The sequence below is a fragment of the Kineosporia mesophila genome (assembly GCF_021129235.1).
In the GTDB taxonomy this organism is placed as follows: Bacteria; Actinomycetota; Actinomycetes; order Actinomycetales; family Kineosporiaceae; genus Kineosporia; species Kineosporia mesophila.
The window spans coordinates 347,838-364,938 of sequence record NZ_JAJOMA010000001.1 but is presented as its reverse complement, the minus strand read 5'-3'; the positions used below and the strand labels follow the sequence as shown (position 1 = coordinate 364,938).

Genomic DNA, 17,101 nt, shown 5'->3' with positions numbered 1-17,101 from the left:
CAGCCACAGCTGTCTGGACGGCCACCCGGTGCTTGAAGACGTGGATCTCACCGTTCCGCCCGGCCACCGGATCGCGGTGGTCGGGGCGAGGAGGCCGGGCCGGCGCCCGGTTGCTGGAACGCTCGGCCCGGCAAGCCCTCACCGGACGCACCGCGGTCGTGGTCGCGCACCGGCTCACCCGGGCCGCCACCGCCGATCTGATCGTGGTGATGGAGGCGGGCCGGGTGGCCGGGCCGGGCACGCACGACGAACTTCTGGGCACGGGAGGCCTTTACGCCCGCTGATGGACGGCCTGGTCCCAGCCCCCCAACCCCTTCGTGATCGTGCGTATGAGGGAACCTAGGGATGGGACGTCAGGTAGCCGCCCATGGTCGTGAAGAAGTCCGTGGCCAGATGATCGACGCCGTCATCGGTCCGCACCCGCACCACCCGCAGGCCGTTCGCCCGGCCGGTGCGGGCGTTCGCCCCGGCAACGATCACCACACCGTCGCCCTCCCGGTAGAAGATGCGGCCCGGTGTGCCCCCGTAGTGCTCGGTGGAGACCTGGGCCCCGGTGATCCGCAGCCGCTCGCCCTTGTAGTAGCAGTAGGCATTCGGGTACGGATCGCTGAGCGCCCGCACCAGACGGTCAAGTTCGGCCGCCGACCAGGTCCAGTCGATGCGGCTGTCCTCGTCCGAGCGCTTGTGGAAGAAGCTGGCCCCCGAACGGTCCTGAGGGGTGAAGTCGGTGCGGCCCGCGGCAATGGTCTCCAGACTCTCCAGCAGGATCGGCTCGATCAGATCGAGCGTCTTGTGAAAGAGATCGGTGGTGGTGTCGCGCGGCCCCACCGGAACCGACCTCTGCACGACGACCGGCCCCGCGTCCAGCGTCTCGTTCATCATGTGGGCCGTCACCCCCACCTCCGGCTCACCGTTGATCAGTGCCCAGATGAGCGGCGAGAACCCGGCGTAGGCGGGCAGGAGCGAGTCGTGCACGTTCAGCGTGCCGTGCGCCGGCAGCGACCAGATCTCCTCCGGGATGTAGGTGCGCCAGTTGTTCGCCACGATCAGATCGGGCACAACCGCCCGCAACTGCTCGAGAAGCCCGGCATCGGGCCGGTTCCGGATCACCACCGGGATGCCGTTCTCGGCGGCCAGATCGGCCACGCTGTCGTTCCAGATCTTCTCGTAGGCGTGCTCGCTCCGCGGGTGGGTGACCACCAGGACCACCTCGTGCCCGGAGGCGATGAGGGCGCTGAGCGTGCGATGACCCCACGTCTGATAACCGAACATGACAATCCGCACGAAGCCTCCTGCAGAAGCGGTTTTTGTCTCGGTCTGGACTATGTCATCCCATCGTTCGTTAGGGTAGCCTCACCTAAGAAATTACGGCTTTGGTGCACTCATTGCGATGACGCGCACGATCGGTGCGTCCCGGAGGACATTCATGAGCTCCCTTCCATCTGGCGGATCGTCGGACGGACCCGACGGCGACACCTCGCCGCCGACCTCTCTGCCGACCCATGATCTGATCGGGATCGGGTTCGGACCCTCGAACCTGGCCCTCGCGATCGCGGCGGTGGAGCACAACGGCCAGGCTAACGACGCCGAGCGCGTGGCGGTACGTTTCTTCGAGCGTCAACCGGCATTCGGATGGCATCGGGGCATGCTGCTCGACGATGCCACGATGCAGGTCTCGTTTCTGAAAGACCTGGTCACCCTGAGAAATCCGGCCAGTAGCTTCAGCTTCCTGTCCTACCTGCACGACCGCGGCCGGCTCGTCGACTTCATCAACCACAAGACGCTCTTCCCGCTGCGCCTGGACTTCCACGCCTACCTGGAGTGGGCGGCCGCGCGGGTGGCCGACCTGGTCGACTGGGGTCATGAGGTCACGCGCATCGAGCCGGTGATGAGCGACGACGAGGTGGTGGCCGTCGACGTCACGGCCCGCGAGCTGACGCCCGACGGCACCGGTCGCGAGGTGACCTATCGCGCGCGCAACGTGGTCATCGGCACCGGCCTGCAACCCCGCTTCCCGCAAGGCATCTCGGGATCCGAGCACGTCTGGCACAACCAGCAGCTGCTGCACCGCGTCGAGGAGATCGACGGCCAGGCCGCCAAGCGTTTCGTGGTGGTCGGCGCCGGGCAGAGCGCGGCCGAGGTGACGGCGTTCCTGCACCAGCGGTTCGCCGATGCCGAGGTGGTGTCGGTGTTCTCCCGGTACGGCTACAGCCCGGCCGACGACAGCCCTTTCGCGAACCGGATTTTCGACCCGAACGCGGTGGACGACTTCTTCGAGGCACCGGCCTCGGTGAAGGAGATGCTGATGGGCTACCACGCCAACACCAACTACTCGGTGGTGGACGGCGAGCTCATCGAGGAGCTGTACCGGCGGCAGTACCAGGAGAAGGTCGTCGGTCGCGAGCGGCTCACCATGATGAACGTCGCCCGGGTCGAGGCGGTACGCGAACAGGGCGGCAGCGTGGCGGTCACCGTGCGGTCCCTGACCAGCGACCGCACGTTCGACCTGGACGCCGATCTGGCCGTTTTCGCCACCGGCTACGACCCGGTCGACCCGCTGCCGCTGCTCGGCGGGCTGGGTGCCTACTGCCCGCCGGACCACAACGGCCGGCTCAAGGTGCAGCGCGACTACCGGGTGGTGACCACGCCGGGCATCCGTTGCGGCATCTATCTGCAGGGTGGCACCGAACACACGCACGGGCTGTCCTCGTCGCTGCTCTCGACGATCGCCGTGCGGGCCGGGGAGATCCTGGCCTCCGTGGTCAGCGGGATCTCCACGGCGCGGCTGCCCCAGGGTGGTGCCAAGGCGCCCGTCGCCGCACTGCGCCACCTCATCTCCTGAAGGGCCAGGTGTGCTCATTCCCCCCGACGGCCTGACGGTCACCCCGGCGGCGTCGCTGACGCCCGCGCAGGAAGGGATCCTCTTCGAGGTCCTGAGCGGGCGTGAGCGCGGTGACGTCCCCGACGTGCACACCGCCCAGCTCGTGCTCGACCTGCAGGGTCCGGTCGATGCGAGCCGCTGGCGCGACGCCGCGCAGGCGCTGCTCGACCGGCATCCGGGCCTGCGGGCCGGGTTCGGCCAGCGGGAGAACGGCGAGTGCGTGGCGCTGGTCGCGGCGGGGGTGACCCTGCCCTGGCAGGAGATCGACCTGCGTCAGCTCCCGGCGCAGGGTTACGGCCGGGCGGCGGTCGAGCAGGAGCTGGCCGGGCTGCTGGAGCACGACCGGCTGCGCGGGTTCGACCCGGCCGCGCCGCCCTTGCTGCGGGCCACCCTGTACCGGCTGGGCCCCGAGCAGTACCGGTTCGTGCTGACCCATCACCGCCTGCTGCTCGACCGCTGGTCGATGCGGGCGGTGCTGGGTGAGTTGCTCGACCCGGCCTCGGCGGGGACGCCTTCCCCGGTCGGAACTGTGCGGGACTCCGGGGCGGCGCTCAGGGCCTGGAAAGAGGCTCTGAGCGGTCTGGAACGGGGGACGCTGATCACCCCGGCGGGTCCCCCACCCACTCAGTTGCCGGGTCACCTGGTGCGGGAACTGGATCCCGCGCTCACCGCGCGGTTGCACGCCCTCGCCCACGACGAGCAGGTCGATCTGGGCACCGTGGTGCAGGGTGCCTGGGCCCTCGTGCTGGCCACGCTGTCCGGCTCGGACGACGTGGTGTTCGGCGTCACCGGGGCCGGCCGCCCGCCGGGTGCGGCGGCGATCGGGGCGTTCGCGAGCACGGTTCCGGTGCGGATCCGGATCGAGCCGGCGCAATCCCCGGGAACGATGTTCCGCCGCCTGCGCGACGGCCGCGACGCCCTGCCCGAGCACCGTCACCTCGGGCTCGCCGCGATCCAGCAGGCTGCCGGGGTGGGTGAGCTGTTCGACACCGTCGTCCTTTTCGACGACGAATCACTGGGCGAGGGACTGTCCAGCGGTATGGACGATGTGGAGATCACTCATGTGGTCGTCCGCGACTCCTCGTCCAGCCCTCTCGGTCTCACCGTCCGTCCGGGCCAATCCCTGCGTCTGGAGCTGGAATTCGCCCCCGACCGGATAGACGCCGAGACCGCGGGATCGGTGCTGGACCGGCTCGGTGGTGCACTGCGGCAGCTTTCTCGCGGTACGATTTCCGCAGTCGGGCGGCTCGACCTGCTCCTGGAGGGGGAGCGGGCCGGGTTGCTCGGTGCTCGTTGTTCCGGTGAGAAGCCCGTTCAGGTGCCCACATCCGTGCTGGACGTCCTGCGGGAACAGGCCGGGACCGCCCCCGACGCGGTTGCCCTGGTCACATCGGAACAGCGCTGGACCTACTCCGAACTCCAGGAGTGGTCGGGCCGGGTCGCCGCCGGGCTGCGCGCCACCCATCCGCTGAACGGCGAGATCGTGGCTCTCTCCCTGCCCCGCGCCTGGATGCTGCCCGCGATGCTCGCCGTGATGAAGACCGGCGCCGCGGTGCTGCCCATCGACCCGGGCGCGCCCGCCGGGCGTACCTGTACCGTGCTCGCCGACGCCGCGCCCAGCATCGTCATCCGCTCTGTCGAGCAACTCGAGAATGCCTGGTTCGCGGCCACTTCCGTACTCCCTCCGGTCGTCCCCGCAGCACCCGCCCAGATCGTCTACACGTCCGGTTCGACCGGTCTGCCCAAGGGCGTGGTGACCACCCACGCGGCGTCGGCCAACCTCCTGGCCAGCCACCGGCGTCAGCTGACGTCCCGCCACACCGGGCGGCTGCGCCTGGGGCACGTGCAGTCGTTCAGCAGCGACGCCTCGTGGGACCCGGTTCTCTGGATGCTGGCCGGACATCAGCTGCACGTCATCGAGGAGAGCACCTACCAGGACCCGGACGCGCTGATCACCTACCTCGACCGTTACGGTGTCGACGGCATCGACGTGACCCCCACACAGCTGGGCGAACTACTTCCCGCCGGGCTGCTAGAGGGCCGGCTGAAGGTGCTCACGGTCGGCGGCGCCGCGATCGATCCGCAGCTCTGGCGTCAGGTCTGCGAAGATCCCGGGCTGCGCGTGTACGACCTGTACGGGCCGACCGAGACAACAGTGGACGCGTACGGCTGGGTCGGTGACACGGCCGGCGGGCGGGCGCCCCACCGGATCGACGGGGTGCGTACCTACCTGCTCGACAGCTCGCTGCGACCGGTGCCGACCGGGGTGACGGGTGAGGTGTACGTCGCCGGGCCCGGTCTCGCCCTCGGCTATCTGAACCGGCCCGGCCTGACGGCCGTCCACTTCGTGCCCGACCCCTTCGCCACCGGTGAGCAGGCCGGTGAGCGGATGTACCGCACCGGCGACCGGGCCCGCTGGAACAGCCGCGGGGCGCTGGAACTGCTCGGCCGGGCCGACCGGCAGGTGCAGTTCCGCGGTGTGCGCCTGGAGCCCGGCGAGATCGAGGCCGCCCTGCGCGACCTGCGGATGATCGACCGGGCCGCGGTGACCGTGCGGGAAGACACCCCGGGCGACCAGCAGCTCGTCGCCTACGTGACCACCCACCGCGAGGCCCGGCCGGACGAGATCCGGGCCGCCCTGACCGGGCGTCTGCACCGCGACCTGATCCCCTCCACCGTGGTCGTTCTCGACCGGCTGCCGCGGGGACCCGGGGGCGAGGTCGATCTGCGGGCGCTTGCGCCGGCCCGGAACCTGGTGCGACCTCGGACCGAGCCGGAGAAGACCCTGGCCGCTGCCTTCGCCGAGGTGCTGGGGCTGTCCGAGGTCGGGATCCACGACGACTTCTTCGAGCTGGGTGGGCATTCCCTGCTGGCCCTGCGTCTGGCCGGGCTCCTGCGGGGCGGGCCCGGGCTGAGAATCGGGGTGCGGGACATCTTCGAGGCCCCCACCGTGCACCAGCTGGCCCGGCGCCTGCCCGGCGCTCCGCGGGACGACCGGCCCCGGATGCGGACGATCCCCCAGCGGCCGGCGCGTGTGCCCCTGTCGGACTCCCAGCAGCGCCTCTGGGCCCACTACCGCGCCCACGGCCCCTCGGCCGACGGCAACGTGCCGATGACCTGGCGCCTGATCGGTGCGCTGGACGTCTACGCGCTCGAGGCCGCCCTCGGCGACGTGGCCCGACGACACCAGAGCTTGCGGACGCTCGTGGTCCCCGACCCGGGGTCACCGCACCAGGTGGTGCGGGACGAGATGCCCGCCCTGCGGGTGCTGGCGGTGGACGGGCGCCCAGAACTGGGCGCGGCCCTGCGGCGCGAGGCGGGGCACGGGTTCCGGCTGGACCAGGAGATCCCGCTGCGGGCCACACTCTTCCGGGTGGCGCCCGACGAGCACGTGCTGCTGGTGCTGTCCCACCGGATCGCGGCGGACGAGGAGTCGGCCACCGTCCTGCTGGGTGACCTGTCCACCGCCTACACCGCCCGCACCCTCGGGCAGGTGCCCGCTCCGGGGTCCGCGCCGGTGCAGTTCGCCGACGTCATGCTCTGGCGGACCGATCAGCTGGGCGACCCGGCCGATCCGTCGAGTCTATTCGCGCGGCAGGAGAATTGGTGGCGCGATCAACTCGCCGGGCTCTCGGGTGAGCTGGACCTGCCGGGCAACAACCCGATACGGCCGGGCAACGGCTCCGCACCGATGGGTGAAAGCTCCACGCTGCCGGGCGAATGTCCTTCCTTGCCAGACCGAAGCTCCACACTGTCCCACATTGGCTCCGCGCGGATCGGCGCCAATTCCACGCCGGACGGCGTCGGTTCCGCCCGGCCCGGCGACCGGTCCACCGCGGCCGGTGGCCGGGCTCCGGGAACCGGTCACGAGGGCGGGAGCGAGCCGTTCATGATCGGCGCGCCCCTGGCCGAGGGTTTGCGGGCCGTGGCGGTGACGCACGACGTCTCGATGGAGATGTTGTTGCAGGCGGCCGTGGCCGTGCTGCTGTCGAAGCTCGGCGCCGGGGAGGACGTCCCGCTGGGTTCACGGGTGACCGGCCGGGGCGATCCGGGTCTGGCACCCGTGGTCGGGCCCCTGAGCAACCTCCTGGTGCTGCGGGCCGACACCTCCGGCAATCCGGCCTTCGCCGACGTTCTGGCCCGGGTGCGCGACACCGGCTTGGCCTCGCTCGGGCGGCAGGACCTGCCGTACGAGCGGCTCGAGGCCGCACTGGGCGGTGGCCCGCTCTTCCGGGTGCGGGTCGGGTACCGGGCCGATACCGAGCGTCCGCTGGACCTTCCCGGCCTGAGCTGTCTTCCGGTGCGCATCGGACACGGGCCGGCCGGTTGCGACCTGTCCTTCGACGTCGTCGACCTCGGGCGCCCCGGACTGGACGGATCCGTCGGGTACCGCGCCGGGGCGTTCGGCGCCCGGACCGCCGCCGGCTTCGGCGCCCGGCTGGTGCGTCTGCTGCAACAGGTGGCACAGACGCCCGGGGCCCGGCTGAGCAAACTCGATGTGCTGCTGCCCGGCGAACGGGAGCAGGTGACCGGGGAATGGGCCGCCGGCGGCCCGGTTCCGCTCGATCTGCTGGACCTGACCGTCGTCGACCTCCTCTCCCGGCAGGCGCGGCTCACCCCGCACGCCACCGCCCTGGTGACGGAGCAGCACAGCTGGACCTTCGCCGAGCTCGAGGCCTGGAGCAACCGCGCCGCCCGGGTACTGCTCTGGGCCGGACCCCTGCGCGGCCGGGTGGTGGCCCTGGACCTCGACCGGGCCTGGACCCTGCCCGCGATCCTGGCCGTGCTGAAGTGCGGCGCCGCGTACGTGCTGGACCCCGAGCACTTTGCCGAGGCCTCCCCCGTGCTCACCCTGGACTCCGCGCTCCTGCTGGAGGGCGACGAGGACGACTCCCCGCTGACCGACCGGGAACGCGGTGGCCGGCTGGACGCGGACCTCCCGGCCCAGATCGTCCGGGACCTGGTGCTTCCGCACGCCGGCATCGTGCACCTCGCCGGCCCACGCCGCTCCGCCTCGACGGACCCGGACGGCGAACCACTCCGCGTGGCCCACATGACGTCGTTCGGGTCCGCCCGGGCGTGGGGGCCGGTGCTGTGGATGCTGGCCGGCCATCAGTTGCACGTGCTCCCGGAACCTCTGTGCCACAACCCTTCTGTCCTGGCCGGCTATCTGAAGGACGCATCCGTCGATGTGCTCGACGTGACCGCCGCACTCCTGGAACCGTTGATGGCCGCGGGGCTGCCCGAGGCCGGACTCTCTGAGCTGCTGATCGACGGACGGGCCGATCCCGATCTGTGGCGGAAGGCCTGTGCCGTGCCCGGTCTGACGGTGCGCGAGCTCTATCGGCCGGACGGCACCGTGAACGCGTACGGCTGGCAGGGAGATTCCTCCGGCGCCCGATCCGCGCACCGCTACCACGGCCTGCGCACCTACATACTCGACGGATACGCGCAGCCGGTGCCCGCGGGCGTGACCGGCGAGCTGTACGTGGCCGGCACCGGGCTGGCGTACGGCTACCCGAACCGTCCGGCCGGAACCGCCGGGCATTTCGTGGCCGACCCGTTCCAGACCGGGCGGCGGATGTACCGCACCGGTGACCGGGCCCGCTGGAGTGCAGACGGCGTACTCCAGCTCCTCCCGCGAACCGAGGTGCCGGAGGCACCGCGGGGGTGGAGGACGTCCACCATCGACCCGCCTCTGCCCTTGCCCCTGCCGGCGGACGAGGCCTGCCGGTCGATGGTGATCCAGCTTCCCGCCGACGTGGACCCCGAACGGCTGCAGGTCGCGCTGGACGCCGTGATCGCCGCGCACCCCCTGATGCAGTCGCGGCTGACGGCAACCGGTCTGGAGATCTCCCCCCGGCACCGGCCGTGTCGGGTGCGCACGGTGCTGGCGCGGGGTCTCGACCCGCAACAGCTCTGGGCCGAGATCGCCCGTCAGGCCGGGGTGGAGCAGGCCGAACTGCGCCCCCGCGACGGCGTGATGGTGCGCGCGACCCGCCTCGACCTGGGCCGGGGACGGCCCGGACGGCTGCTGATCCTGACCCACGCCCTGGTGGCGGATGGTGTCTCACACCGCATTCTTCTGTCCGACCTGGCTATTGCCTACAGCCAAACCCTCTCCGGTAGTATCGATCTCGCACCGGAGGGAATATCCTTCCAGTGCTGGGCCGATCTCTTCACCGGGTCGGTCCATGAATTGCCACAAAAGTCCGATGTTCTCGGTGAAACAGTTCGGCTTCCGGTCGGTCCGGCGGTCGATCGCACCACTTCCGTACTGGAGGTCGGTCGCGAGCTGTCCGCCGAGCACACGGCCCCACTGCTCACCGCCGTCCCGGCAGCCTACGGGGCGACGGTGACTGACATACTGCTTGCGGCGCTGGCCCTTTCGGTCAGCGATCAGCGTCGGCGGTACGAAGACGGCGGGGCTGGGCAGGGTCACGGGGGGAAAGCCCGCGACGAAGGGAGTGCTGGCCCTTCGTCGTCCCCCCGTGACCCCGCCCGGTCCCGCAGAACCGGCATTCTCGTGGCGCTCGAACGGTACGGCCGCGACGAGATGCCCGCGCTCGATCTCTCGCGCACGGTGGGCCAGTTCACCAGCCGATTCCCCGCGTTCCTCGACACTGGCGGCATCGATCTGGACGCGGTGCTCGACACCCGTGAGGCCGCGGCGTCAGCCGTCGCGCAGGTGCGGAAGAACCTGTCCCCCGGCGAGGACAGCACTCCGGATCTGAGTTTCACCTACCTGGGGCACATCGACTTTCCCGAGCCCGGCGACTGGTCGATCGCACCCGAGACCGAAGCAGCCGAGCTGACCCAGCCCGCCCCGTACGCCCTCACCATCACCGCCCAGATCGAGAACCGTCCGGCCGGGCCCTGCCTCACCGTACGATGGGCCTGGTGCGAGGGCGTTCTCACCACCGCGGCAGTAGAAGACCTCGCGGACACCTGGTTTCGCGCCCTGACCGGCCTCACCCGCGCAGCCCCCCAGTTCCGTCCCCCGAAGGAAGTTTCATGAGCAACCCGTTCGAGAACCCCGACGGAGTCTTCCTCGTTCTGGTGAACGACGAGAACCAGCACAGCCTCTGGCCCGAGTTCGTCGACGTACCCGCCGGCTGGCGCACCGTGTTCGGCCCCGACTCCCGCACCGCCTGCGTCCACTACATCGAGACCAACTGGACCGACCTGCGTCCGAAAAGCCTCGCCGATTTCCTGAGCAACAACCCCTGATCCTCTGTTCGTGATCTTGCAGGTCAGGCCTACGCCTCAGCGACAAGCCGAGGGCGCCGGGCCTGCGCATCGCCCCGATCCTCCATCGAGGCCGCGGCCCGCAGGAGCCGGTGCGCAATGTCGACGGCCTGCGGGCCGGTCATCTCGAAGAGCTCCCCCACCCCGATACGCGGTGGATGCGCCGTGGCGATGACGGGATCGGCCAGCAGGTCGAAATCCACACGCTGAGCGACGCGGATCCGCACGACATCCCCGATCACCGGGACTGCCCCGAACTCGCGTTCGTGGTCGACGGCCTCCTGATCCACGACCGACGACCTGGCCAGGCCGGCACGGAACTTCCCCGATGGATGGCTCGACCGTCAGCGGGAGATCGTGTGCATTCCTTGCGGGTCCGGCGCAAGGAATGCACACGATCGCCGGGTTCGGGGAGCAACCCTCGCTAGCGGTCCAGCGGGGGGACCGGGGCCGGGCGGCGGTTGCGGCTTGCCAGGAGGGCTCGGCGCACCACTGCGGGGGACGCCAGGTCGCTCGGGTGGCGCAGCATCTGGGTCACCTCGACGAACACGCGGTTCACGGACGCGTCGGTCAGGTTGGCGGCAACCACCCGGCCGATCAGCCAGCCCCGCACGCGTTGGGTCGGGGAGGGGCGAGCCTGACCGGCTCCGGCTCCGCTGGTCGCGATCGACCAGGCGGCGTCCACCACCACCTTCTGCCGGGCCAGGAAGTCCCGGGCCGGGGTGTTCAGGTCGGGGTTCGACTGGAGGTATCCGGCCAGGGCGGACGCCTGGAGCGCAGCCGAGCTGATGCCTTGGGCAAAGATCGGGTTGAACGAGGCCACGGCGTCGCCGACCGATATCAGACGGGCCGGAAGTCGTTCGCAGCCACCGTAGTCACGGCGTCGGCTGTCGCTCTGCCGGTAGGTGGCGACGTCACCGAGCATCTCGTTGTCGACCACGTGGCCGAAGGGTTCGGGGTAGTCGCGGCGGCAGCGGGCGATCATGTCCTCGTTGGTGTGGCCGGGCTTGAAATCGCCGTACCCGGCCTGGATCACCATCCAGCGGTCGTCTTCCGCCATCATGAAGATGGCCCCGCCCGTGACCGGGGAGCCGACCAGGGCCATGCCCATCCCGATCGGCTGGTCACCGGGCGGACGACGGAAGAAGGCCGTGGCGTAGTTCAGGCCGTTGGGCACCCGGACGAGCGCGGGCTTCTCCCAGCCGCCCTCCTCGAGCCAGTCGCCCACCCGGCTGCCCCGGCCCAGGGCGTCGACGACCAGGTCGGCCGGCTCGACCCCGGACTCGTACCTGACCCCGGTGACGGCGGTGTCGCCGAACTCCAGGCCGGTCACCCGCTCGGCCACGAACTTCACGTTCGGAACCCCCTGCAGCTCGGCCCGGATCAGCTGCTCCAGGAACGGCCGGGTCAGGGCCAGACGGTTCAGCTGCGATCCGCTGACCCGGGGAATGAAGTCGTCGTAGATCGCCACCTGGTCGCTGATCAGGGGCAGGGCCCCGGCCGCCACCGCCCGGTCGGTGAAGCCCGGAAACCAGCGCTCCAGGTGCCGGCCACCGGCGGCGAGCAGCACGTGCGCCTGATTGCCCTGCGGCACACCGTTTCTGTGCCCGTCCGCAGTGGCCAGGTCGTCACGGTCGACGATCAGCACGGTCTCGGCGTGGTCGGCCAGCACCCGCGCAGCCAGCATCCCGGCGATGCTCCCGCCGAGCACCACGGCCGCGCCCAGGCTCACCGTGGGAGAGGCTGGGGGCTCGGTGGCGCCGATCTCGGCGAACGTCTGCGCAGCACTCGTCATCGTTACAAAGTAGGCGAGGACGGTCAATCCTGGATATGTCCGGAAGGGCCCTTTCCGGTGCCCTCAGGCCGGCGGGATGAAGAAGTTGTCCCGGAACAGCCCGGTCGGGTCGTACTCCCCCTTGAGCGTGCGCAGCCGGGCCAGGTTGGCCGGCGGGAAGGCCCGGGCCAGCACATCCGCACCGAGCCCGGACTCGAAGCTCAGGTACAGCCCCTCCAGGTGCGGCAGCAGTCGCGGCCAGTACTGGTCCAGCCCGGACTGTTCCGACCCGAAGGCCAGGATCGAGAAATTGGCGTTGCGCCAGCCGTAAGCCGTTGCTTCAGAGGGAACGTCAGACACGGCTCCGCCGACGGCGCGGATCTGGAAGAAGTACGTCGCCCCGGCCTCCAGCATCGCCGCGACCTGACGGGCGAATCCCGGTGTCAGGTGTTCGACCATGCCCGAGTGGGCCAGCGGCTCGCCCTGCCCCTGCTGCGGCTCGTCACTGACGAACGCGGAGATCACCTCGTCGTACGCCGCCAGCGCCACCGACTGGTTCACCAGGGGCGCGATATCGGCGATCGGCTGCAACCTTTCGACGATCAGCTCGGGATCGTCCGACTCGACCACCAGCATGGCCTGGGCATACTGCTTCCCGCCCCGGGGCGGCCCGAGAATCACCTGCCCGGTCACGCTGCGATCGGCCGACTCGATCGCCGCACCCCACTTCTCCAGAAAAGAAACCAGATGGTGGACGTCGAACACCAGCTGCGCGAAGGCCACCTTCTTCACGTGCGATGCGGCGAACTCGAACGACACCGCCACCCCGAAATTGGCCCCGGCCCCGCGCATCGCCCAGAACAGGTCCGCATTCTCCTCGGCCGAGGCGTGTTTCAGCGCGCCGTCGGCCAGCACCACGTCCACCGACCGGAGGTGATCGATCGTCAGCCCGTGCGCGCGGGCGAACCAGCCGATCCCGCCGGCCGTGGCCAGACCCCCGACACCCACACCGCCGTGGTCCCCGCTGGTGATGGCCAGACCGTGCGGCGCCAGCGCCCGGGCCACGTCCACCCACCGCGCACCGGGACCGATCCGCACGACTCCAGCTGACGCGTCCACCATTTCGATGGTGTTCAGGGAGCTCACGTCGATGACCAGACCGTCGTGGTTGAGCGAACGCCCGGACAGCCCGTGCCCGGCACTCAAGATACCCAGCGGCACTTCCCGGTGCTTCGTCGCGAAAGCGACCGCGTCCTGCACCTGCTCGACGGTCTGCGGACGCAGCACCAGGCCGGGTGCACCACCGCGCAGATAGCCGGACAGGTAGCGCGCATACGCCGGGTCGGCCGGCTCGACGGCCCGGTCGACCAGCGACGCGGGCACGTCGTCGTAGGCGATACCGGGAACCCGCCGGGCCAGGTGCGCCGCGGTCCGGATCCGGCCCCGGGTGGACACGCCGCGCCGGGACCGTTCGGCCTCGACCCGCTCCCGCACCGCCGGGACGATCTCCTGAGCGAAACGCCGTAGCCCGCGGGCGTCGTCCCCCATCACGACGAACGTGCTGATGCCCTCGTCGACGGCCAGACCCACCAGATCGTCGGCGTTCTCCTGGGGCGTGATGTTCAGCAGGCGCACGATCTGCGCCGGTTCACGCCCGGCCGCCCGCGCCGCCTCGTCGATGACGGTGTTGCCGCGCGCCAGGTCGCCCGGCTTCAGGTACGGCAGCGAGGGCAGCCAGCCGTCACCCTTCTGGGCGGCCAGCCGCAGCATCCGGGGTTTGTAGGCGCCGATCCAGAGCGGGATGGCGTGGGCCGGGGCCGGACCCCGCTTGGCCCCGTTCACCCGGTGGTACTCGCCGCCCGCGTGCAGCGGACGGGTCTGCGCGACGTCCCAGATCCCCCGGATGACGTCGATGGCCTCGGACAGCGCGTCCACCCCCTGACCAGGCGTCAGGCGTCGTCCACCCATCGCCTCGATGCCGTCCCAGAAGGCTCCGCTGCCCAGCCCCAGGCTCAAGCGTCCATTGCTCAGAAGATCCAGGCTCGCGGCCGAACGAGCCAGCACCGCCGGCTGACGCAGCGGCAGGCTGAGCACGTTCCCGGCCAGATGGACGCGCTCGGTGCGGGCGGCGACCCAGGTCAGGAGGGTCCAGGTGTCGAGGAAGGACGCCTGGTAGGGGTGGTCCTGGAAGGTCACCAGGTCCAGGCCCAGCTCCTCGCTGAGCACGGCCAGCTCACCCGGGCGGGACGCCGGGGCGTTCGTGGGGGTGATGAACGATCCGAACCGCAGCGGATGACCGTAATCAGGCATGAGACCAGCGTCCGGCTCTCGACCGGAACTGCCAACCTGGGGGTTAGTCGCTTACTCTTGATAAGTGACCAATCGCCATACCCTGCCCGCGGGCGAGCCGATCAGCGACGACGAGTGCCGACGGGCCACGGCCGTCGTGAAGATCGTGACCAAGCGCTGGACCAGCGCCATCATGCTCGCCCTGGGGCGCGGCGCCACCCGCTTCGGTCAGATGGAGGCGCTGGTGGAGGGTATCTCCGCCCGCCTGCTCTCGGCCCGCCTGCGTGAACTCGAGCAGCACCACCTCCTCGAGCGTGTCGTCACCCCGACCGTCCCGGTCTCGGTGCGCTACCACCTCACGCCGCGAGGGCTCACGGTGCTGACCTCGATGCACAACCTCGCGGTGCCTGAGCAGCACCAGGACGTGGACCAGGACGTGGCCTAGCGGACGCGCGGCCCGAAGGTGGCGTGCACCCCCGATGAGAAGAGCACGCTGTCCGGAGTTCTCGCCGCCAGCTCACCGAAACCGGCGGCCGTGAGGATCTCGTCGTCGAACTCCGCGAGGGAAGCCCGGCGCAGCGGCCAGCTCTCGTGCTCGTTGGGCCAGTAGTACCGGGACAGGTGCAGGCCCCAGCGCGCCGACATCCAGTGCTCGAGCTCGCTGACCCGATCGGCCGGAATCTCCTCGCCCACCTCCACACCGATCCGGGAAGTGGCCGTGTGCTGCGGGAAATCGCTTTCGTCGCGGCTCACCACCGGGCTGGTCGAGAGCCGCTTCGCGTACGGACGTCGTCGGCAGGTGTACGTGATCCGGTCACCGTCGCGCTCGTACCCCATGGACGACCAGAGATACGGCAACCGCGGTCCGAGTCGCGCCACCAGCACCGGGGCCAGGCGCTCCGCGTCGAGACTGACGAAGACGACACCGCGCCGCCCTTTCTCGTCGACGGAGTAGAGCCGGACGTTGGTCTCCAGGAAGTCGCCGAAGTACGGCAGCCCCGGCGACCCGAGCAGGCCGATGCCCTGCATGCGGAAGGGCACCAGCCCGACGTAGGTCTTCCCCTCGAACGTGTCCGGGAGCACGCCCGGCGGCAGGTACGCCGCCACCCGTTCCGGTTCGACCGCCCAGTGCAGGAACGTCAGCTCGGCCCAGGTCTGGGTGAAGACGGTGCGCCCCACGGGGCGCGGGGCGAGCGGGGTGATCGGCTCCGGATCCACGGTCAGATGGTAACCAGACGCAAAAGGCCGCCCGGAATCGCGTACGCATTCAATCCGCGGGCCCTGGTTCGGCTCGGGCCAGACCGGAGGGGAGATGGTTCGTCATGTGTACACCTGGTACATCCGGTACCGGATGTACCAGGTGTACACATGACGAACCTGCCGCTCCGGGTGCCGGGCCCGCGCCAGACCCGCCGGCCACTCGCGGTGCCCGGCAAACCGCAGCGGCCGGAGCCGTCACGTCCTATACGGCGATCGTTCCCGAGATCACGGTGACGGCCTGCCCACCGACCCAGTTCTGCCCCTCGTCCAGCTTCACGCTGATGCGCCCGTCGCGGCCCCGGTGCCGCCCCTGGAAGGCGCGGTAGCCGCCGGCCAGGGCGGTGTCGAGGCCGGACAGCTGCACGTGCCGGGCCACACAGGCGTTCCCGCTGCCGCACACCGGGTCTTCCTCGATGCGGTTCTCCTCGCGGAAGAAGGACCGCACGTGCAGATCCCCGGAATCGTCCACGGCGTAGAGCGTGACGTCGGGAGTGATCTCGCTGATCTGCGCGTAGGCCTCCGCGTCCAGCTGCAGGGAGTTCAGCTCCTCCAGCGTCACCCGGCCGGTCAGCCAGCGCGGGCCGATCTCGATCACCGTCGGCTGGTCCGCCTTCACCCCGCCGAGGGCGCGCACCAGCAGCAGTTCGTCGTCCAGCGGCTCCTCGGCCACCGGAGCGGGGGCCGCGAAGGCCAGGGCGCCGTCGTCCAGGCGCCGCAGTTCGACCAGGCCCGCACCGCACTCCTGGGTCCACGACGAACCGGAGGGGAGCTGACCGGCGTCCAAAAGCGCCGTAGCCGTGCCGATCGTGGGGTGACCCGCGAACGGGAGCTCGCGACCGGGAGTGAAGATCCGCACCTGGTAATCCGCACCGGGCCGGGTCGTCGGGAGCACGAAAGTGGTTTCGGAGAGGTTGGTCCAGTGGGCCAGCCGCTGCATCTCCTCGTCGGTGAGCCCTTCCGCATCGAGCACCACGGCCACCGGGTTCCCCCGGCCGGGCTGCGACGTGAACACATCCACCTGGGCAAATCTGCGCATGGCCGCCACCGTGCCATCCGCGCCGGCGCCGCGACACGGCCAATCCCGGCCCGGTGGACCGGTCGGCGTACACGATCCCCGGTTTGTCCACAGGCGCGAATTCTGTGGACGATCCGGGGAGTCCGTCGCGGACGTCCGGCAGCCTTGGTCCTGCACGAATACCGAGAGCAGGGGGGCGTTTCAATGAAGGACGACGTGGGCACCGAACGCATTCGGGTCGAGGTGGTCGCGGGGCCCGGTGGGCGGGTGCGGCGGATTCACACGCGGGGGCTGGGGGCGAACGGGCGACCGGAACTGCTGGCCGATGTGCCGGAGGGTTTCCGCGGTCCGGCCGGCACCGACGAGCAGGCTCTGGTGTTCCTTCTGGCCTCGGCCCTGATCACGCTGGCCTACGAGCTGATCGATGCCGAAGGCCTGGATCTCCAGCCGCATCACGACCTGCTCGGCGCAGAGCCGGTGCACCTCTGGACGACCTCGCCGGAGCCGCCCGACGAAGAGCTGGCCGCAGCTCTGGGCCCACTTCCGGCGACGGTGATCCGGGTGGAGTGCTCACTCTGGACCGACCCCCGGGAGCAGGGTTGAGCACAGTTTGTGGTTGCCTGAACACGAACAG

Annotated in this window: 12 protein-coding genes; 6 read left to right on the top strand and 6 right to left on the bottom strand. The window is 70.3% G+C overall.

Annotated elements, in window-relative coordinates; genetic code table 11:
* Positions 1 to 32: 32 nt before the first annotated feature.
* Positions 33 to 284: a hypothetical protein gene (locus tag LR393_RS01575; RefSeq protein WP_231481042.1), complete on the top strand. Its 252-nt coding sequence runs from the start codon at positions 33 to 35 to the stop codon at positions 282 to 284.
* Between the two features lie 55 nt (positions 285 to 339).
* Here the strand turns inward: LR393_RS01575 and LR393_RS01570 are convergent, their stop codons facing one another.
* Entirely contained in the window at positions 340 to 1,284 is a 945-nt protein-coding gene (locus LR393_RS01570; protein WP_231481041.1) for a methionyl-tRNA formyltransferase, read from the bottom strand.
* 142 nt (positions 1,285 to 1,426) lie between these two features.
* Here LR393_RS01570 and LR393_RS01565 point away from each other — a divergent pair, with 142 nt between their 5' ends.
* Genes LR393_RS01565 through LR393_RS01555 form a run of 3 tightly spaced genes read left to right on the top strand, consistent with a single transcriptional unit; the run spans position 1,427 to position 10,111 of the window.
* Positions 1,427 to 2,842: a lysine N(6)-hydroxylase/L-ornithine N(5)-oxygenase family protein gene (locus LR393_RS01565; protein WP_231481040.1), complete on the top strand. Its 1,416-nt coding sequence runs from the start codon at positions 1,427 to 1,429 to the stop codon at positions 2,840 to 2,842.
* 10 nt (positions 2,843 to 2,852) lie between these two features.
* Positions 2,853 to 9,899 carry a condensation domain-containing protein gene (locus LR393_RS01560; RefSeq protein ID WP_231481039.1) on the top strand — a complete coding sequence of 2,349 codons (7,047 nt, stop codon included), beginning with the start codon at positions 2,853 to 2,855 and terminating at the stop codon, positions 9,897 to 9,899.
* Positions 9,896 to 10,111, top strand: coding sequence for an MbtH family protein (locus LR393_RS01555; protein WP_231481038.1), 216 nt, complete (start codon positions 9,896 to 9,898; stop codon positions 10,109 to 10,111). Before LR393_RS01560 ends, LR393_RS01555 begins: the two co-directional genes overlap by 4 nt.
* Positions 10,112 to 10,140: 29 nt before the next feature.
* Here the strand turns inward: LR393_RS01555 and LR393_RS01550 are convergent, their stop codons facing one another.
* The 3 genes from LR393_RS01550 to LR393_RS01540 all read right to left on the bottom strand — a co-directional run bounded on the left by LR393_RS01550 (position 10,141) and on the right by LR393_RS01540 (position 14,213).
* Positions 10,141 to 10,419, bottom strand: a complete 279-nt coding sequence (locus tag LR393_RS01550) for a hypothetical protein (protein ID WP_231481037.1) — start codon at positions 10,417 to 10,419, stop codon at positions 10,141 to 10,143.
* Positions 10,420 to 10,553: 134 nt separating this feature from the next.
* Positions 10,554 to 11,924, bottom strand: coding sequence for an FAD-dependent oxidoreductase (locus LR393_RS01545; RefSeq protein ID WP_231481036.1), 1,371 nt, complete (start codon positions 11,922 to 11,924; stop codon positions 10,554 to 10,556).
* Positions 11,925 to 11,987: 63 nt separating this feature from the next.
* A complete protein-coding gene (locus LR393_RS01540) occupies positions 11,988 to 14,213 on the bottom strand; it encodes an LLM class flavin-dependent oxidoreductase (RefSeq protein WP_231481035.1) in 2,226 nt (741 codons plus the stop codon).
* A gap of 64 nt (positions 14,214 to 14,277) precedes the next feature.
* Here LR393_RS01540 and LR393_RS01535 point away from each other — a divergent pair, with 64 nt between their 5' ends.
* A complete protein-coding gene (locus tag LR393_RS01535) occupies positions 14,278 to 14,637 on the top strand; it encodes a winged helix-turn-helix transcriptional regulator (RefSeq protein ID WP_231481034.1) in 360 nt (119 codons plus the stop codon).
* Here the strand turns inward: LR393_RS01535 and LR393_RS01530 are convergent.
* Together LR393_RS01530 and LR393_RS01525 are read right to left on the bottom strand one after the other, a co-directional pair.
* A complete protein-coding gene (locus tag LR393_RS01530; protein WP_231481033.1) occupies positions 14,634 to 15,410 on the bottom strand; it encodes a YqjF family protein in 777 nt (258 codons plus the stop codon). The two genes, LR393_RS01535 and LR393_RS01530, sit on opposite strands and share 4 nt — an antisense overlap.
* A gap of 244 nt (positions 15,411 to 15,654) precedes the next feature.
* Positions 15,655 to 16,488: a PhzF family phenazine biosynthesis protein gene (locus tag LR393_RS01525; protein WP_231481032.1), complete on the bottom strand. Its 834-nt coding sequence runs from the start codon at positions 16,486 to 16,488 to the stop codon at positions 15,655 to 15,657.
* Between the two features lie 183 nt (positions 16,489 to 16,671).
* On the opposite strand from LR393_RS01525, the gene LR393_RS01520 reads away from it, so the two are divergent.
* The gene (locus LR393_RS01520) at positions 16,672 to 17,070 is read left to right on the top strand and encodes a hypothetical protein (RefSeq protein WP_231481031.1); all 399 of its coding nucleotides are present in this window, start codon (positions 16,672 to 16,674) and stop codon (positions 17,068 to 17,070) included.
* Positions 17,071 to 17,101 lie beyond the last annotated feature (31 nt).

Coding starts and splice junctions, on each gene's coding strand:
- LR393_RS01520 (WP_231481031.1), top strand. CDS start 16,672: ATGAAGGACGACGTGGGCACCGAACGCATTCGGGTCGAGGTGGTCGCG.
- LR393_RS01545 (WP_231481036.1), bottom strand. CDS start 11,924: ATGACGAGTGCTGCGCAGACGTTCGCCGAGATCGGCGCCACCGAGCCC.
- LR393_RS01555 (WP_231481038.1), top strand. CDS start 9,896: ATGAGCAACCCGTTCGAGAACCCCGACGGAGTCTTCCTCGTTCTGGTG.
- LR393_RS01525 (WP_231481032.1), bottom strand. CDS start 16,488: ATGCGCAGATTTGCCCAGGTGGATGTGTTCACGTCGCAGCCCGGCCGG.
- LR393_RS01540 (WP_231481035.1), bottom strand. CDS start 14,213: ATGCCTGATTACGGTCATCCGCTGCGGTTCGGATCGTTCATCACCCCC.
- LR393_RS01565 (WP_231481040.1), top strand. CDS start 1,427: ATGAGCTCCCTTCCATCTGGCGGATCGTCGGACGGACCCGACGGCGAC.